The organism is Bradyrhizobium sp. USDA 4452 (assembly GCF_054063575.1).
In genome coordinates this window covers 6868566-6886076 of the sequence record NZ_JBSSGK010000001.1, presented here as the reverse complement: position 1 = coordinate 6886076, position 17511 = coordinate 6868566, and the positions used below count along the sequence as shown (strand labels likewise).

Annotated in this window: 13 protein-coding genes and 1 pseudogene; 6 read left to right on the top strand and 8 right to left on the bottom strand. The window is 65.5% G+C overall.

Features of this window, described 5'->3' with window-relative positions:
* Positions 1-2: 2 nt before the first annotated feature.
* Positions 3-3725 (bottom strand): AsmA family protein, encoded by a 3723-nt coding sequence (locus tag ACVISU_RS32175; RefSeq protein WP_456709606.1) that lies wholly within the window; start codon positions 3723-3725, stop codon positions 3-5.
* A gap of 209 nt (positions 3726-3934) precedes the next feature.
* Complete coding sequence (locus ACVISU_RS32170; RefSeq protein WP_050401906.1) at positions 3935-5167, bottom strand: cytochrome P450; 1233 nt, start codon at positions 5165-5167, stop codon at positions 3935-3937.
* A 156-nt stretch (positions 5168-5323) separates the two neighbouring features.
* Here ACVISU_RS32170 and ACVISU_RS32165 point away from each other — a divergent pair, with 156 nt between their 5' ends.
* A complete protein-coding gene (locus ACVISU_RS32165; RefSeq protein WP_456709605.1) occupies positions 5324-5935 on the top strand; it encodes a TetR/AcrR family transcriptional regulator in 612 nt (203 codons plus the stop codon).
* 4 nt (positions 5936-5939) lie between these two features.
* Here ACVISU_RS32165 and ACVISU_RS32160 read toward each other — a convergent pair whose 3' ends face one another.
* The gene (locus ACVISU_RS32160) at positions 5940-7232 is read right to left on the bottom strand and encodes an MFS transporter (protein WP_157113408.1); all 1293 of its coding nucleotides are present in this window, start codon (positions 7230-7232) and stop codon (positions 5940-5942) included.
* 387 nt (positions 7233-7619) lie between these two features.
* On the opposite strand from ACVISU_RS32160, the gene ACVISU_RS32155 reads away from it, so the two are divergent.
* From ACVISU_RS32155 to ACVISU_RS32140, 4 genes are all read left to right on the top strand, one after another.
* A complete protein-coding gene (locus ACVISU_RS32155) occupies positions 7620-7874 on the top strand; it encodes a hypothetical protein (protein ID WP_456709604.1) in 255 nt (84 codons plus the stop codon).
* Positions 7874-9643 carry an adenylate/guanylate cyclase domain-containing protein gene (locus ACVISU_RS32150; RefSeq protein WP_456709603.1) on the top strand — a complete coding sequence of 590 codons (1770 nt, stop codon included), beginning with the start codon at positions 7874-7876 and terminating at the stop codon, positions 9641-9643. The genes ACVISU_RS32155 and ACVISU_RS32150 overlap by 1 nt, the downstream gene beginning before the upstream one ends.
* Positions 9644-9686: 43 nt before the next feature.
* Entirely contained in the window at positions 9687-10577 is an 891-nt protein-coding gene (locus tag ACVISU_RS32145; protein WP_456709602.1) for a phosphatase PAP2 family protein, read from the top strand.
* A gap of 101 nt (positions 10578-10678) precedes the next feature.
* On the top strand, positions 10679-11611 hold the full coding sequence (locus ACVISU_RS32140) for an A4/G1 family peptidase (protein ID WP_456709601.1): 933 nt from the start codon (positions 10679-10681) through the stop codon (positions 11609-11611).
* 58 nt (positions 11612-11669) lie between these two features.
* On the opposite strand, the gene ACVISU_RS32135 is transcribed toward ACVISU_RS32140, so the two are convergent.
* The 5 genes and pseudogenes from ACVISU_RS32135 to ACVISU_RS32115 all read right to left on the bottom strand — a co-directional run.
* Positions 11670-12413 carry an ABC transporter ATP-binding protein gene (locus ACVISU_RS32135; RefSeq protein ID WP_456709600.1) on the bottom strand — a complete coding sequence of 248 codons (744 nt, stop codon included), beginning with the start codon at positions 12411-12413 and terminating at the stop codon, positions 11670-11672.
* Positions 12394-14196 carry a branched-chain amino acid ABC transporter ATP-binding protein/permease gene (locus tag ACVISU_RS32130; RefSeq protein WP_456709599.1) on the bottom strand — a complete coding sequence of 601 codons (1803 nt, stop codon included), beginning with the start codon at positions 14194-14196 and terminating at the stop codon, positions 12394-12396. Before ACVISU_RS32130 ends, ACVISU_RS32135 begins: the two co-directional genes overlap by 20 nt.
* On the bottom strand, positions 14196-15065 hold the full coding sequence (locus ACVISU_RS32125; RefSeq protein ID WP_050401914.1) for a branched-chain amino acid ABC transporter permease: 870 nt from the start codon (positions 15063-15065) through the stop codon (positions 14196-14198). Before ACVISU_RS32125 ends, ACVISU_RS32130 begins: the two co-directional genes overlap by 1 nt.
* Before the next feature lie 19 nt (positions 15066-15084).
* On the bottom strand, positions 15085-16281 hold the full coding sequence (locus ACVISU_RS32120) for an ABC transporter substrate-binding protein (protein WP_244521993.1): 1197 nt from the start codon (positions 16279-16281) through the stop codon (positions 15085-15087).
* Between the two features lie 163 nt (positions 16282-16444).
* Positions 16445-16618, bottom strand: a pseudogene (locus ACVISU_RS32115) (hydroxyacid dehydrogenase); the annotation flags it as partial.
* 137 nt (positions 16619-16755) lie between these two features.
* Between ACVISU_RS32115 and ACVISU_RS32110 the strand changes: the two are divergent.
* Positions 16756-17487 (top strand): cytochrome c biogenesis CcdA family protein, encoded by a 732-nt coding sequence (locus ACVISU_RS32110; protein ID WP_456709598.1) that lies wholly within the window; start codon positions 16756-16758, stop codon positions 17485-17487.
* Positions 17488-17511 lie beyond the last annotated feature (24 nt).

Sequence of the window (17511 nt, the reverse complement as noted above, 5' to 3'; positions counted from 1 at the left end):
TTCTAGTTCTGCATCGCCGGCCGCGGTGGCGGATTGGCGACCTGCGGCGTCAGCGAGAGCGGCGGCCGCAGCGGCCTCGACCTTGCCGCGCCGGGCACCGGCTTGACCTCGATCGGCGGCGGCAGCGGCGCCAGCTGCGGCGGGCTCGCGACCGGCCCAGGCACCGCAACGGCGGGCGCGGTGGCGACCGGCGGGACAGTCGGCGGGCGTGGCGCAACGATCTTCGGCTTCGCCGGCACGCGCCGCGGATCCGGGCCGGGCACCGGCAAGTTGGCAGAAGGCACTGCCGCCGAACTTGCACCGGGCGCATCGGGCACTGCAGCGGCCGGCGGCGGAAGGGCTGCCGGGATCGGGGGCGGTGCCGGTTCACCGCGCTCGATCGCGTCAAGCCGCTTGGTCTCCCGGTCGATTGCGCGCACCGCCAGCCACGACGACAACGCCGCAATGTCGACGCTGCGTGACAATCCGTCGGGTGTACCCACCGCGAGCAGCTGGATTTCCGGGCGGCTGCTCACGGTGCCGAACTGCGTCGATGCCAGTGCGGCGCGGATGTCGGCCTGGTCGGCCGGAATGTCGTAGCCGCCGGACACCATGACGTTGGCACCGCTCGCCGCGAGCGTGGTGGTGCCGAACCGGACGCGGCCGTCACGGATGTTGAACGGGATTTGCGCCGAACCGACCGAAAGCCCGCCGGCGGCGAGCGCCGGTTCGACGATCTGCCTCAGCCGTGCGTCGTCGGTCGCCTGCCCGGAATCGCTGGCGCGGATCGCAACGTCGAACGCGCGCGGATCGAGCCCTGGGAGGTTCAGCCCCTCCAGCGTCACGGCGCCGCTGCCGGACAGCGCACCGATCAGCGCCGAGGCGCTGCGGCCCTGCGTCAACAACGTCATCTGCATCGAAGTGCGTGCCTTGGGCATCGCGAGGCTGCGATAGCGCAAGGCCGATCCGTCGACGCCCGACAGCTGCACATTTGCATTCAACGCGAGGCCGTTGACGCCCTGCCGCGCATCGATCGATGCAGTCGCCTCGCCGCCGCCGATCTTGCCCTTGATGCCGTCGAAGGTGAGCGACTGCCCGTCCGACCTGATGGTGCCGCTGACCGGCTGCAGCTCGGCCCCGCCCGGCAGCAGGCCGTGCAGCGCTTCGAACGTAACCTTGCCGCGCCAGGCGCTCGTCAGCCCCTGGCCGAGCGGCTCGGTCCCATCGTGACCGGCCGCTCCGATCGCCGCCGCGAAAATCGGCGCCAGCGTGATCTGATCGAGGCCGACTTCGCCGTCGATGCTCTTCTGATCGGCGAGCGCCAGCGCCAGCCGGCCGCGCAGCCGCGAACCGGCGACGATGCTGTCGAGATCGTCGAAGGTCAGCCTGTCACCCGCAAGCGTGACCCGCGACGACAGACGGATGTTTGCCGCCGGATCGGATGATTTCAGATTGAGCAGCGGACTGATGTCGGCGCTGCGGACACGGAGGCTGACGCTCGATTTGCTCTCGCCTGCCCCGTTCTTAGGCCATGGCTCCGCGGTCCCTTCCGCATCCGCGTCGAGCCCGGCGCCCCAGAGCCTCGCCTTCAGCCGCAACGGCGCGTGCCACGCGCCGCTCGCGGTCCCCTCGAACTGCGTCGTGCCCGCACCGGCTGCGACCGCGCGGTCAAGCCCGAGCAGCGCCAGCAGCGGACTGCCCTCGCTCGCAGAGAATTTCGCCTCGGCGGTCACCTCGCTGTTGCGAAGTGTGTCGACATCGAGCGCATGGATCGCAGCCACCGGCGGCGTCGCCGAGATCACCGTATTGCCCTTGAGCTGCGGGGTATCGAGATCGACCGTCGCGCGCGCGGTGACGCGGTCGGCGGCGTTGCCCTTGCCGAGGTCGAGCGCAAACTTGGCACGAACCGGACCGGCATCCGCGCGCAGCACGCCGAGCCGCGCGGCAAGCGCCGGCGCGAACGGCTGAACCACGGCCGTCAGCCGGCCAAGCGACGCGGCGGTCGCATCGACTGCGAGCTTGCCGGTCGAATTGGCGCGATCGAAATTGCCGCTGCCGTCGAGCGTGACATTGTCGGGCTGACCGATCTTGACGCGCTCGAGCACGATGTTCTTCGGGCTGTAGGCGATCTTCGCGAGCAGCGGCCGCAATTCCTGTCCCGAAGAAATCGCGCGACCGACGTCGAGCGACAGTTGCGCCTCGTCCGGCCATTCCGCTTGCGGACCGGCCAGCGAGCGGATGAAGGCCGCGGTCGCATCGAGATCGAGCCGCTCCGCCTTCAACTGCGCCTCGACCTTGGAGTCGCTCGTCGCCTCGCGATGTGCGACCGCGACGCGGCCCTCGACAACGCCGCCCTCGGTTTCCGCCTTCAACGCGTCGATCGAAAAGCCTGATGGCGACACCGTGACGTCGCCGCGCAACCGCAGCGGCTTCTGGCTGCGATAGGCGATGTCGCCCCGCCCCTGCAACCAGCTCATCAGCGTGTCGGGATCGGACGATTCGATGTTGAGCGCGGTCTTGAAGCTGTTCGGGGCTCCTTCTTGCGCGCTGGCGCCGCTCATCGAGACCCGCGTGGATCCGGGTGCGCGAAACTCCAGCCGGCGCACAGTCCACGATTTCGCATCCGATTGCAGCTCTGCGGAGACGTCCTGCAACGGGCGGCCGCCGAGCATGATCTGCTCGGATGTCAGCTCGACCTGTGCCGGTATCGGGCTTTGCGGAAGGCCCGACAACACCGCGCGCATCGCCGGCAGCACCCGCACCGGCTCGACATTGCCGCTATTGCCGTCCTTGACGCTATCTTTGGCGGCGAACTTGTCGCCATCGAGCTGTCGTGCGGCAAGCGAGGCGCGCAGCAGCGGCGACGCGCCGAACTTCAGATCGCCGTTTCCGGCGAGCTTCAGCGCGCGGTCCTCGCCGCCATAGCTCACCTCGACCTGGTCGAGACGTGCCGCCGAATAATCCGATTTGACCCTGGCCGCGATCCGCCAGGCCGGCATGTCGCTGCCGCCGCGCTGGCCAGGCGCGCCCGCCAGCGTCACGCTGCCCTCGAATCGCGGCGCGCGGGCCTCGAAGGTCAGGATGCCGTCGAGATCGGCCGACACCGGCCGCTGCCCGGGATCGATGTTGAAGTGCAGGCGGGTGCCACTGCCGTCGGCGCTTTGCCCCGAGGAGATCCGAAACGGGTAGCGGTTGCCGTCGAACATGAAATTGCCGTCGCCGCGGACCGCGCCGGCAAGCGAGCGGACATCGCCGCTGAAGGCAATGTCGTTCAGCTCGAGCGTGCTGCGGCTCCCGGCATCGTGCAGTGCGATGCGGCCAGTCAGATTGAGACGGTCGATCGCCAGCGAAGCCAGGTTGAAGCTCCCGCTCGACGGCGACCAGTCGATCCGCCCTTTCGGATCGAGCCCGAGATCCAGCGACAGGCCATTGACGGTGAGTTCGTTCGCGCGCCACTCGCCGCGCATCAGCGAGCTCAGGCTGAACTCGACGTCGAGATCGGCGGCGCGGACCTTGCCGAGGTCGTTGGCTCCGCCGATGGTGACGGTTTTCAACCGCAGCGAGGGCGCCGGCAGCAGGCGCGCGTCGAGATTGCCGGCGACACGAACCGGCGCGCCGATGATCTTGGACGCCTCCGCCTCGAACTGCGGCCTGAACTGGTTCCAGTCAACGAAATACGGACCGACCAGCGCAGCGACCAGTGCAAGAATGAAGGCGATTGCCAGGCCGAGCAGCGTCGTCTGCACGGTGTCTCCCTTTGAGCCGGCTCCGCGGTGCTGAACCCTCGGCCGGAGCAACCCAAATATAGGGACAAGTATGGCGAAGTCACAGCGGCTTTACCGCTGCGACGTCAGTCGGATGTGGGTTTTCCGCTCAAGCATGCGCGCACACGCTGGCAGCCCGGCAGGGTTGCCGCCCTGCCGCACATCCCGGATGTGTGACCACGTCCCGGATGTCACCAGCTCGCAGGGAGCCGCTTCAACCCGCGCAGCACGAAGGTCGGCCGCCACTCCGGGTTTTCCGCGTCATCGAGCCGCAGGTCGGGGATCCGGCGCAGCAGCGTCGAGATCGCGATCTCGGCCTCGATCCGCGCCAGCTGGGCGCCGAGGCAGAAATGGATGCCGCCGCCGAACGACAGCGGCTTCACGTTCGGCCGCTGGATGTCGAGCTTCTCGGGATGGTCGGGATAGACCGCCTCGTCGTGGTTGGCCGAGCCGAGCAGGCACAGCACGCTCTCGCCCTTCGGGATGCGCTTGCCGCCGAGATCCTCGATGTCTTCCAGCGCGACGCGGCCGGTCAGCTGCACCGAGGAATCGTAGCGCAGGAACTCCTCGATCGCATTGGTGATCAGGCCGGGATTGGCCTTCAGCAGCGCGAGCTGGTCCGGGTTGCGGAACAGCGCCAGCAGGCCGTTGCCGATCAGGTTCACGGTGGTCTCGTGGCCGGCGCCGAACAGCAGGATGATGTTGGCGGTCAGTTCCTCGTTGGTCAGCTTCTGGCCGTTCTCCTCGGCCTGCACCAGTTGCGTGGTCAGGTCGTCGCCGGGCTGCTTGCGGCGCAGCTCGAACAGCTGGTGGAAATACATCGCAGCCATCGCGTTGCCGGCGTTGCCCTGCTTGATCTCCTCTGCCGATAGCGGCACCGGCTCGAGCAGGCGGCCGCCGTCGCGCGAGCCGTTGTAGAAGGCATCGCGATGCTCCTCGGGGATACCGAGCATGTCGCAGATGATCGTTACCGGCAGGCGGAACGCGAAATCCTCGATCAGGTCCATCTTGCCTTGCGGAATGATGCGGTCGAGCGTTTCGTCGACGACGTGCTGGATTCGCGGCCGCATGTCCTCGACCCGGCGCGCGGTGAACGCCTTGACCACGAGGCCGCGCAAACGGGTGTGGTCGGGCGGGTCCTGCTGCAGCATCCAGTGGCTCATGCTGCGGATGACCGGCTCGTCCATGATCTTCGGGCCGTAGCGGCGAATGCTGCGCTCGACATAGTCCTTGCCGAACCGCTTGTCGCGCAGCACGAGGCTCGCCTCGGCGTGCCGGCTGGCGACGAAGGCGCCGTGCGCGTTGACATGCATCGGATCGAGGCGGCGCAGCCGCTCATAGTACGGATAGGGATTGCGAATGAATTCGGGCGCCAGTGGATTGAAAAGCGGCTCGCCGCTGGCCGGCTGAACTTGCTCGTTCATGGTGACCTCGTTCGTGCGCTACGCCGGTGCCTGCACTCTGGCGCGCCTTGGTGTCATCCTCAAGACCGCACCATCGCGGGGGCGGCCGTTCTGTGTCTGTCGAATGCAACTCGATACACTCTTGTATCGAGTTGCATTGTGCCCTAAACTGCGCCGATGTCAAGGGTTCGAACCAGGCCGACAAGGGACGACACCTGCGAGAAGCTGTTCGAGGCGGCGGCGCGGGTATTCGAGGAACAGGGCATCGGCGGCGCCAGCATCGAAGCGATCGCGGCTGCGGCGGGCTTCACCCGCGGCGCGTTCTATTCGAACTTCAAGAGCAAGGACGAGCTGATCTTCGCGATGCTCGAGGATCACGTCGAGCAATCGATCCGGCGCAATCTCGATTTGCTCGCCAGGCACAGTGACCTCGCGGACTTCCTGGAGGCATTGCGCACCGTGGACCGCAGCCGGCAGGATCCGCTCGGCCGCTCGCCTCTCCTGCATATGGAGATGATCCTGTTCGTGGCACGCGCTGAGAAGCGCCGGCCCGAACTCGCCAAACGCCTGCGTGCACGACGCAAACTGATTGCCGACATCGTCGAGACTGCACAGAAGAACAGCGGCAGGAACGCCAGGCTCAATCCGGACTGGACCGGCGCGATCGTGCTGGCGCTGGAAGACGGCTTCCGTCTGCACCGCCTGATCGATCCGGAGACCACGCCAGCCGACAGTTGCCTGCGCGCGATCACCGACCTGCAGCGGGCGATCGGCGTTTCATCCGCCTGATGCGTCAGGCGGCGCTGGCGGCCTTGTGCATTTGTCCGGCGACGGCACGGACCTTGCGCGGCGAGGCCTGCCAGATCGCGAATGCCGACAGCAGGCTGACGGCGATCCCGAGCAGGAACGCGCTGGTATAGCTGCCCGAGAGATCATAGAGCTGGCCGGTGATCCAGGGGCCGGCGGCTCCGCCGGCGAGCGCGGCCAGCATCACGGTGCCGAAGATGCTCCCGTAGTGCCTGCCCTGGAATATCTCCAGCACCACCGGTCCCATCACGGATGTCAATCCATAGCCGAGCGCACCTTGCGTGAACACCATGAGATAGATCAGCGCCATGCTCGGCCAGTATTTCAAGGCGGCGAGCGCGGCAAAGCAGATCACGAAGCCGAAGCAGGAGATGGCCCACACCCATTCGCGGCCGATGCGATCGGAGAGATGCCCGAGCCAGATCTGGCCGGGAATGCCGAGCAGGCTGACGACGCCGAGCGCCCAGACGCCGACATTGGAGCTGAAGCCGATGTCGAGCAAGAATTTGGTCTGGTGCACCTGCACCGCATACCAGATGTACAGGCCGCAGAAATAACCGATCGCGATCCACCAGAATCGCGCGGTGCGCAGCGCGCGCGGCAGCGTCCAATCGGTGCCGGCCCACACCGGATCGACGATGTTCGATGCCGGTCTGGCCGACGTCGCCGTCGGCGCGGCATCGCCGTCCGGCTGCAGGCCGATGTCCTCCGGCTTCTTGTGCAGCAACAGGTTGATCGGCGCCAGCGCGACCAGCACCAGGATCCCCATCGCGGTGCAGGCGGTGCGCCAGCCGGTCTGCTCGATCATGTGCTGTACCCATGGCAGCAATGTCACCGAGCCGATGCCGACGCCGGCAAATGCGAGCCCGATCGCCAGCCCGCGGCGGCGGATGAACCAGTTCGGCACGAACAGCGATTGCCCGGAATAGCCGAGGCACACGCTGCCGGAACCAACCAGCACGCCGATGGTGAGATAGAGATGCCAGGGCTGCGTGGTGAGCGGCGCCAGCAGCAGGCCGGAGCCCATCAAGAGGACACCAAGCTCCATCACGGCGCGCGGACCGCTGCGGTCCATCAGCCGCCCGATCAGCGGGCTCGCGATCGCGGAAGCGACGAAGCCGAACGAGAATGCGCCTGCGGTAACGCCGCGCTCCCAGCCGAATTCGGAGATGATCGGCGGATAGAACAGCGAGAACGCCGTTCGCGCATTGACGCCGATCGCCATGGTGACGAACGTCACCGCGACGATGATCCAGCCGTAAAAGAAGGGAAGTCGCATGGAGATCTTCATTGCCAGGGTCAGGGGACGACTACCTGTTTCAGCCTACGCCCGCTGACGGTCAAGTCCCATGGACAAGGTTGGCTTCACGGGCCGGTATTCCACCAGCCCGCGTCGATTCGCTCGATCAACAGCCCGAATTGTGTGAAGCAATTCATAGACAGATAGGCTCGGCACGGCAAACTCGCGCGCGATGTCGAAGCCCTCGGCCATGCCAGCTGACCTTCCGTTGCCTGCGGAAATTGCGAGCACGCTCGATCGGACGGCGGGCCGCACCGGATGCATTGATGACGATCGCCCATGGTAACGCCGCGCTCCCGGCCGAACTCGCTCACGATCGGCGGCCAGAACGGACAATTCCATTTCCTGCATTGACGCAGATCAATGGTGACGCATTTCGTCGCAACGATGACCCAGCCATGCAGTCAAGGGGCGCAGTTGCGTTGCGTGGGCAAAGCACGAACGCCTCCTCAAAGGTTGCAAACAATATACTGTATCAGCGCACCCGGCTGGCCCACCCTGCCGGATGAAGCCTTCCTTTATGATCTTGATGAAGATATTCTTTTTCGCGTTGATGTCGCGTTCGTCGTGCCAGATTTCAGTCGCGTATCAGTAAATTTTGCAGAAGTATCAATAATATGATGACCCCATCGGTCCCGGAAGTTCGGCGACGCCTTGCGGCAATTCTTGCGGCAGACGTGGTCGGGTATACGCGCTTGATGGAGGCGCACGAGGAAAACACCCACACCTGCCTGATGCGACTGCGCTCGGAAATCCTCGACCCGGGCGTCACGGCGCAGAACGGAAGGATCGTCAAGAATACCGGCGATGGCTTCCTTGCGACATTCGATACCGCGCGCGACGCAACGCGGTGCGCGCTTTCGCTGCAGGAAGCTCTGGCCGTCAATACGGCCGCGATGCCGGCTGACGAGCGCATCAGCTTTCGCATCGGGCTGAATGCCGCCGACATCATCGTTGAAGAAGATGACGTCTATGGCGAGGGCGTGAACATCGCGGCGCGGCTTCAGAGCTATGCGCAGGCGGGCGGCGTCGTGGTCTCGGGGGCCGTTGCGGAGCAGATCGGGCAGGACCTGGACGTGAGCGTGATTGATCTTGGCGATCTGCATCTGCGCAATATGGGCCGGCCTGTCCGCGTGTATGCGCTCCACCGCTCCATGCAGCCCGCGAAGCTGGTTGGCGAAGCACCGGTGGGCTCGGAACCTCGTCCCTCGATTGCCGTACTGCCGTTTCGGATGAACCTCGCGACTCCGGAAGAGGGGTATTTCGCCGACGGTGTCGTTGACGACATCATTCGCGGCCTTGCCGGATTAAAGGAGCTTTTTGTCGTATCGCGCGGCTCCAGCCTCGGCTTCAGCGGCCGCAACGTCGATGTGCGCGAGATCGGGCGTCGGCTCGGGGTTCGCTATGTCCTCTATGGCGGCATTCAGCGGACGATGACCTCGGTCCGCATCGTGACAGAGCTCAGCGACGCCGAGTCCGGCGAGGTCATTCGTTCGGATTTGCACGAAGGCGACCTTCGCGAACTGTTTGCGCTCCAGGACCGGATTGCCGTCAATGTCGTAAGACAAATCGCCCCGCAGGTTCGCGAGCGTGAGCTGATGCGATCGATGCGGAAACACCCGCAGAACCTGACCGCCTACGACCTCGTGTTGCAGGCGCTCGATCTGTTGTACCGGATGGATTACGATTCCTTTTCCAAGGCGCGTGGCCTGCTCGAGCAAGCCATTTCATACGATCCAAATTTTTCGTTGGCCTATTCCTACGTCGCGCTGTGGTACGTGTTCCGGATCGGGGAAATCGGATCGCCGGATCCCGAAGGTGATATCATCGCCGGCGCCAGATACGCCAAGGAGGCGATCGATCGAGGCGGCGACGATGCATTCGCGCTGGCGGTGTATGGTCACGTCCAGTCATTCCTGCTGCATGACTTTCAAAGCGCAAGGATAGCCCTCGACCGCGCTATCGCCGCCGGCCCGAATTCAGCCATGGCCTGGACGATGGCGAGCGCAACGTCCGGCTTTCTTGGCGATGGCCCTGCCGCCGTGCACCAGGGTGAGCAGGGCGTCCGGCTCTCGCCGCTCGACGCGCGCTCGTTCTGGCACGAGGGATTGTTCGGCCAGGCTCACTACGTCAATGGCGATTATGAGCAGGCATTGGAGTGGGTGCGTGGCGCACTGAACCGCAACGGGCTCATTCGCTTCAATCATCGCCTGCTCATCGTCACGCTCGGTGCCTTGGGCCGTCGTGAAGAGGCAGCGGAGGCGGCACGCCGCTACCTGGAAATCCAACCCGGATTCCGCATTTCGTCCTACGCGCCACGCTGCCCGTTTCGGGGCGATGCATTGGAAACCTGGCTCGGCCACCTCAGATCGGCGGGGCTTCCTGATTGACCGGTATTGCTGACGACAACTGCCGAGAGAGGGAGAGACGTCAATGACAGGCAACACAGGTAACACGGGCAATACCGGAAACACCGGCAATACCGGAAATACAGGAAATACCGGCAACCTCGGAGGGGGCGGCTGGCTGATTTCAGACCGGGTTGATTTGCCGTTCGTCACGAGGCTCGACCCTGCGGGGACGGACGAGCTTGGCACCCTGCGGCGGACGCCGCCGGCGCATTTCGGCAGCCGGCAATGGTCGGCAAACTGGTATGCGTGGCGTGTCCTGCATCAGTTCATCGCCAATGTCCCCGGCTGGGCAGCGACCGTCGACGCCGACGCCACCTTCACGCAGATCCGGACCGACCTGGTTGCCAACTATTCCGCCCAGATCGACAACCTCGTGCTCGCCGCGCGGGACGAACGGCCCGATGCCATGGGCCTGATCCTCTCGCAGGACGTCGAATTTTTCACGGATTTTCTGGCTGTGCTGACCGCGAGGCCCAGCTCGCATACGCAGACCTGGCGCCTGCTGAATATCGCGAGTTTGATTGGGTCCTTTGCGGCATTGTATTTCAAGGACAAGTACGATTTGCCCCGGCCGTCGCAGATTTGTCCCGCATTGCTGCCGCCGATCCAGGTCCCCGGCCACTCATCCTGGCCGAGCGGGCATTCCACCCAGGCACATTTCATGAAAAACTGCATGCTGCGGGTGTTCGCCGCGACGCCGATGTCCGCGGCTGACCAGGCCGTCTGGAAGTCCGACCTGTCGATCCTGGCGGATTCGATCGCGCGAAACCGCGAGATCGCCGGCGTGCATTATCCGAAGGATTCGGAAGGCGGCGCCAGGATCGCCGATCTGCTGGATACCGCCATTCTGACAGCAAACGTCGTGCCGATGTTCGACGCCGCAATCGCGGCTGCCGCAGGCGAATGGCAATGAGCACCCGAAACGGGCGGAGCCCCACATACGACACCGAAGCCCTGAAGAAGGTCGTCAGGGATTCGACGACCAGCGCGCTTCCTCCCACCGGATTTCGCACGATGGTCGCCTCGCAGGACGAGCTGAAGGCGCTCGGCTTTCCGAGACGGCCGGACCCGGTGCTGCAGCCGGCCGAGTATGCATTCTGGCAGAAAATGTTTGGTCCGACGGTGGCGTTCGAGGCCTTCGATATCGCACTGCTTCCCCCCGTCACGGCGGGCCTGCGCCGATCCTTCGACCAATCGCCGCGGCGCGAGAGCAGCCTCAACTGGTCCGGCGCCTACATCACGCCGAGGGACGGCACCATATTCTCGTCGGTTTGGGGGAAGTTTCAGGTGCCGACGCCGACCCAGCCGGCGAGCGGCCGGGCCAGCGAGATCTATCACAGCTCGACATGGATCGGCTTTGATGGACAACGCCGGTACTACAGATCGACGCTGCCGCAGATCGGCACCGCGCAGAACATCGACCCTGCCGTCGGCGCGGGCAGCCCGACGACCTCGTTCTTCGCATGGTGGCAATGGTGGGTCAGGGGCGACCCGGCCCAGGCGCATCCCATCACGCTCGTGTCGCCGAAGATTCATGCCGGCGATCTGATCATGTGCCTCATGCAGGTGGCACCGGATCGCACCGGCGTGTCGTTCGTGATCACGAACCTCACGACCAGTCGCTCCGTGCAGTTCTTTCAAACCGCACCCCTGACCCAGCTGGGGCAACCCTTCAAGATTCCCGGCGCAACGGCGGAATGGGTGATGGAGCGGTCGGCCCTCCCTGGAAATCCAGCCCCGCTGCAGCTCCCGGACTACGGCACCGTGGTCTTCCACGACTGCGGCGCGTCCGCAATCAACATGAATACCGGAGCGACGGTGGAGCGCAATCTCTCCGGCGCGAAGCTCATCGACATGTACGTCGTGAAAGAGGGCCCGGAAAGGACCGAGAAGCCCTCCATTGCGAAATCGATCGATTCGACGGAATTCCTCACCCACTTCCGCTAGCGCGCATTCGACAGCGCTCCGCGGCGAGACTCGGCACCGACGAGGTTGGAACGGCACCCTACGCCAGGGCGTGGCTTTCATGGCCGAAATAGGCGCGCTCGAGCCGATGCACGAGGTCGCTCTCGCCGGTCACAGCCTCCAACGCAATCGTCCCCTGCACCAGCGCGTAGACCCGATCGGCGCACGCCAGCGCCTTCTCCAGCAGTTGCTCGACCAGCAGCACGGAGGTGCCCTGCCCGCGCAGCCGGCCGATGACGTTAAGGACGCGATCGACCAGCACCGGCGACAGTCCGGCGGAGGGCTCGTCAAGCATCAACAGTCGCGGCCGACGGACCAGGCCCTGCGCCACCGTCAGCATCTGCTGCTGCCCGCCAGAAAGCGCGCCGCCGCGCTCATGCCGCTTCTCGGCGATCTCGGGAAAGAATGACAGCGCCTCCTCGATGCGCACGGCGCGTTCCGCGCGCGGCAGGTCGTAGCCGGCAAGCAGCAGATTGTCGGTGACGGAGATCTGAGTGAACACGCGATGGCCCTCGATCACATGCACGAGCCCGGCCCGCGCCGCATCGCGCGGCGTGGCGTTGGTCATGTCGCGTCCGCCGAACCGGACCTGCCCGGCATTGACCGGCAACAGACCGGACATCGCGCACAGCAGCGTGGTCTTGCCGGCGCCGTTCGGACCGAGCAATGCGACGACCTCGCCGGCGGCGATGCTCATGTCGATGCCGTGCAGCACGCGGATCTTGCCGTAGCCGGACTCCAGCGCGCGCACGGCAAGCAGAGGTTCAGCCTCCGAGGTAAGCACTGACGACCTCCTTGTGGACGCGAATCTCCGCCGGCGTTCCAGCCGCCAGCGTGCGGCCGAGATTGAGCACGGTGACCTCGTGACAGATGTCGAAGATCAGGTCGGCATGATGCTCGACCAGCAGTACGCCGGCGCCGCGGGCGCAGACTGCCTTGATCAGGCTGGCGAGCCGTTCGATCTCGTCATTGGAGAGGCCCGCCGCGGGTTCGTCGAGCAGCAAAAAGTCGGGATCGAGCATCAGCGCGCGTGCGATCTCGATGAAGCGCAGCTCGCTGTGCTGCAGGCGATCGGCGCGCACGTCGGCGAGTGCCTCGAGGCCAACGACGCCCAGCAGCGCACGCGCCTTCTCGGCGAGCATGCGTTCGTCCGCGCCGTTGCGCGGCAGTGCCAGCATCGCCTCGACGAAGTTGGCCCGGCCTTCGATCGAGCCGCCGATCATGACGTTCTCCAGCACCGAGGCTTCACCGATCACGCGCGGGGTCTGAAAGGTGCGCGCGATGCCGCTGGCTGCGCGCTTGACCGGCTGGCCCGCCGGCAACGACGCGTCGCCGAGCGTCATGGTGCCGGCCTTCGCGGCGTAGTAGCCCGAGATCACGTTCAGCGTGGTGGTCTTGCCGCTGCCGTTCGGCCCGATCAGGCCATGAATCTGGCCGGGTGAGACATCGAGGTCGAGCCCGTCGATCGCCTTCACATTGCCGAAGCTGAGCGCGATGCCGCGCAGCCGCAGCGGCTTGCTGCTATCGCGCCGGCGCACGATGTCGGCGAACGCAGCCGGGCGCGGCACGATGGCGCGGTTGCTGGCGAGCGGACGGCGGTTGCGGAAATCGAGCAGCGCCGCGATGCCGCCGGGCATGACCAGCACGATCAAGAGCAGCAGCACCGAGTAGAGGAAGGTCGACCACGCCGCCAGCGGCGCCGCGATCTCCGGCAGGATGGTCAGGATGACGGTGCCGAGCATCGGCCCGAGGATCGAGCCGCGGCCGCCGATCAGGATCGCGATGAAGAACAGCACCGAGAGGTCGAAGGTGAATGCGTCGGGCGTGATGTAGGTCTGCAAGGTCGCGAACAACCCGCCGGCGATCGCCGCCAGCGCGCCGGCGAACAGGAAGATGGCGATCAGCATCTTCGGCTTCGAGATGCCGCTGGCCTCGGCGGCAACCTCGGCGTCGCGCACCGCGATCAACGCACGGCCAAACCGGCTGCGCGCGACGTTGGCGCTCATCCACGTTGTGAATGCGGCGAACCCGACGCAGAGGCCGTAGAAGCCCCATGGCGTGTTGAACGGCGCCGGGAATTCGGGACCAGCGATGCCGATGCCGCCGCCGGTCACGCTCTGCCAGGCCAGCGCGATTTGCGTCACGATGGTCGCAAAGCCCAAGGTCGACATCGCGAAGTAAAAGGTGCGCAGCCGCAAGGCCGGCAGGCCGACGATGACGCCGAAGATCGCGCCGACGAGGCCCGCGATCGGCAAGGCGGCGAAGACCGGAATGGCCGGCAGCACATTGCCGGCGACCAGTACGCTGGTCGTGTAGGCGCCGAGCGTCAGCAGCGCGACATAGCCGATCGCAAGGTGACCGGCGAAGCCGACCACGAGGTTGAGACCCGACACCAGCACCCAGTAGATCGCGGCGCGCGTGCCGATCAGCACCCAGTAATCATTGCCGACGAAGGGCAGCAGCACCGCCGCCGCCAGGATGCCGAGGAACGGCAGGATGTGCGGCAGCGCGGCGCGCCAGGCGGCGGCGGCGTCGGTCCGGGACGGAGCGGCGGCGACCGAGGTCATCACACCCTCCGCGCGGTCGAGGCGCCGAACAGCCCTTGCGGCGCTGCGAGCAGCACCACGATGAACAGCGTGAACACCGCGACCGAGGAGAAGATGCCGCCGACCAGGAAGTTCGCCGCCTGCTGGAACAGGCCGAGCGCCAGCCCGCCGATGATCGCACCTCGGTTATTGCCGAGCCCGCCCAGCGCCACCGGCACGAAGCCGTAGAAATTGAGCAGCGCGCCATTGGCGAAGAAGGCGAGCAGCAACTGTCCGCCGGAGAATCCGGCGATCCCGCCGACCACGCCGGCCAGCGCGTAGCTCGCGACGCGAAGATTGCGCTCCGGCAGGCCAAGCGCCCGCGCCGCGAAATTGTCTTCCGCGATGGCCAGGAACGCGCGGCCGACCAAGGTGCGGCGGTAGAGATATTCGAGGCCGATGATGGTGATCGCGCAGGCTGCGATCGGCAGCCAGAACTTTTCGTCCAGCACGCCCTCACCTATTCCCACTATGCGCGGGAATGGCTGCGGCTCGGTGCCCCATTTGATCGCGGTGACCTGCTGGATCATCAGCGCGACCGCCAGGGTCGACAGCACGTAGAGATGCTGGTCGAGGCTCTTGAGCACCGGGCGCACCGCGACGAATTCGGTGATGATCCCGATCACCGCGCAGCACAACAGCGTCAGCACGAAGCCGGCCGCGATCGGCAGGCCGAGCTTCAGCGTGAACATCGAGCCGAACACGCCGCCGAGCATCGCAAGCTGGCCGGCTGTGAAGCTCATCACCCGCGAGGTCGAGAACATCGTGTTGTAGGTGACGCCGACCAGCGCGTAGATCGCGCCCGCCGCGAGACCGGATGCAAGGATCGAGGTGAGCATCGAAGCCAGCATTGGCTGCGCCCTCGCCCGCTTACGTGTATCCCGGCGCCAGCGCGAAGGTGCCGTTCCTGGCGGTCGAGGATTCCGACATCACGATCTCTTCGGTCAAATAGCCGTTATGCTCGGTCGGCGAGAAGCGGTAATTGCCGAAATAGCCGGGATAGGTCGACAGCGAATTCCAGTACTTGATGATCCCGGCACTGTCGGTCGAGCCGCTTTCCGCAACCGCCTTGGCGATCAGCTCGATGCAATCGATGCCGCCCGCGACCCACCACAGCAGCGTATCGTTCAGCGCGATGTTGGCCTTGGTCAGGCGCGCGACCAGATCCTCGCTCTTCGGCGGCAGCTTGCCGGCGCTGTCATAGCTGCAGCTCTTGTAACCGATCGCATAGACCTTCTTCCAGTTCTCCGGCTTCGCAACGAGGCTCGCGAGCTCACCCGACGCCATCGAGGGGTGGCCGACGAAAGGAACGTCCCAGTTCATCGCCGCGCGGGTGTTGAACATCCGCGCCTCCATGCCGGTGGAAACGCTCCACACCACGATCGCCTCGGCGCCGGCGTTCTTGGCGCGCAGCATGTCCGGCGTCATGTCGGGCTGCGTGGCGTCGATATTGGCCTGATAGACCACCTCGGCGCCGTCCTTCTTGAACGCCGCAACGGAGGCGCCGACCGCGGTGACGCCATAACCGGTGGTGTCGCCGATCACCGCGACCTTCTTCACCTTGAGGATCTTCAGGCAATAATTGCGCACGGCATCGTCCCATTGACTGTTCGAGGGTGCGATGCGGAATGCGTTGGGGAACTTGACCGGGTCGATCAGGGTCTCGACCACGCAAGGATGCAGATCGGGCATCTTGGCGCGCGCCATGATCGGCGTCGTCGCCAGCGCCTCGCCTGAGTTCAGCGGCCCCCAGATTGCGTGAACCTTGGCCTGGCTGATCAGCTCCTGCGTGGCGTTGACAGCCTTGGTCGGGTCACCCTGGGTGTCGCGCATCACGAGCTCGATCTTGCGCCCCTTGACGCCGCCTGCGCCGTTGATGGCATCGACTGCGAAATTGACGCCGCGGTTGAAGCCGACGGTCGGCGCCGAGCTCGGCCCGGTGATCGCCGCGAGACAACCGATCTTGATCGGTTCCGATTGTGCGATCGCTGGCGCCGGGAAGGAGAATGATGCGGCACCCAGTGCGCCGGCGCTGCCCAACAAAACGTCACGGCGTGAAACGGCCATGTGATGCACTCCCTGCTTCCCTCTCGGCGCCCGTCGTTTGTTGCGGGACGTCCGTCGATTGATTGTCCGCGCGCTCTGGGGCCGCGGTTTGACAGGCTCAAGTTTGGGCTGGATGCGAAGCTCTTGTCCAGCCCCTCGGCCGACATTGGGATCAGCCGAACTTTCATGGCCGCGGGCGCCGCATCCAGTGCTCGGCATTGACCGCGCCGACCGGGATTTCTCCGGCAACGATCTTCGCGACCTGGCGCACCGTCTCCGATGACTGGTGCTCGATGGCTTGCGGCGTCAGGCCACCACCGACATGCGGGGTTGCAATGACATTGTGCAGCTTCGCAAGCCCCAGCGTCAGCCCGGGACACTGCGCAGCCTCCGGACACGGGCCTGTGACCATAGTTGAATGCATCTGCGACGAAACTTCTGGATTGTTGCCCGCGTACACGCCAAGACAGGACAGCTAGTTTCGAAGGTTCCTTGATGCACGACGTCACGATCCCGGCCGCCCTGATCGCCGGTCTAGTCAGCTTCCTGTCGCCCTGCGTGCTACCGCTGGTGCCGCCCTATCTGATCTATTTGACCGGCGCGACCATCGAGCAGGTCAATCAGGACGGCGACACCGCCGCCTCCAAGCGCGCGGTGATGACGGCGGCGCTGATGTTCGTGCTCGGCTTCTCCACCGTGTTCGTCGCGCTCGGCGCCAGCGCCTCGATCATCGGCGGCCTGGTGCGCGCCTGGTCGGCCGAGCTCTCGATCCTGGCCGGCATCGTCATCATCATCATGGGCCTGCATTTCCTCGGCGTGACCCGGATCGGCCTGCTGATGCGCGAGGGACGGCTGACCGCACCCAAGCCGGTCGGGCTTTGGGGCGCCTATGTCATGGGCCTCGCATTCGCCTTCGGCTGGACCCCCTGCATCGGTCCGATCCTCGCGGCAATCCTGTCGATCGCAGCCTCACAAGCCACCGTAACCAAGGGCGCCGGCCTGCTCGCGGTGTATTCCGCCGGCCTCGGCATCCCCTTCCTTCTCGCCGCCTTCCTGGTCGAGCAGTTCTCCTCGCTGTTCGCGCGGATGAAGCGCCATCTCGACACCGTCGAGCGCGTGATGGGCGTGCTGATGGTGGTCACCGGCATCGGCTTCCTGACCGGCGCGGTCTCCAGTGTCAGCGTCTGGCTGCTGGAAACCTTCCCGGCACTGCAAAACATCGGCTAGAGCGTTCCGCGCAGCCTGAAGCTC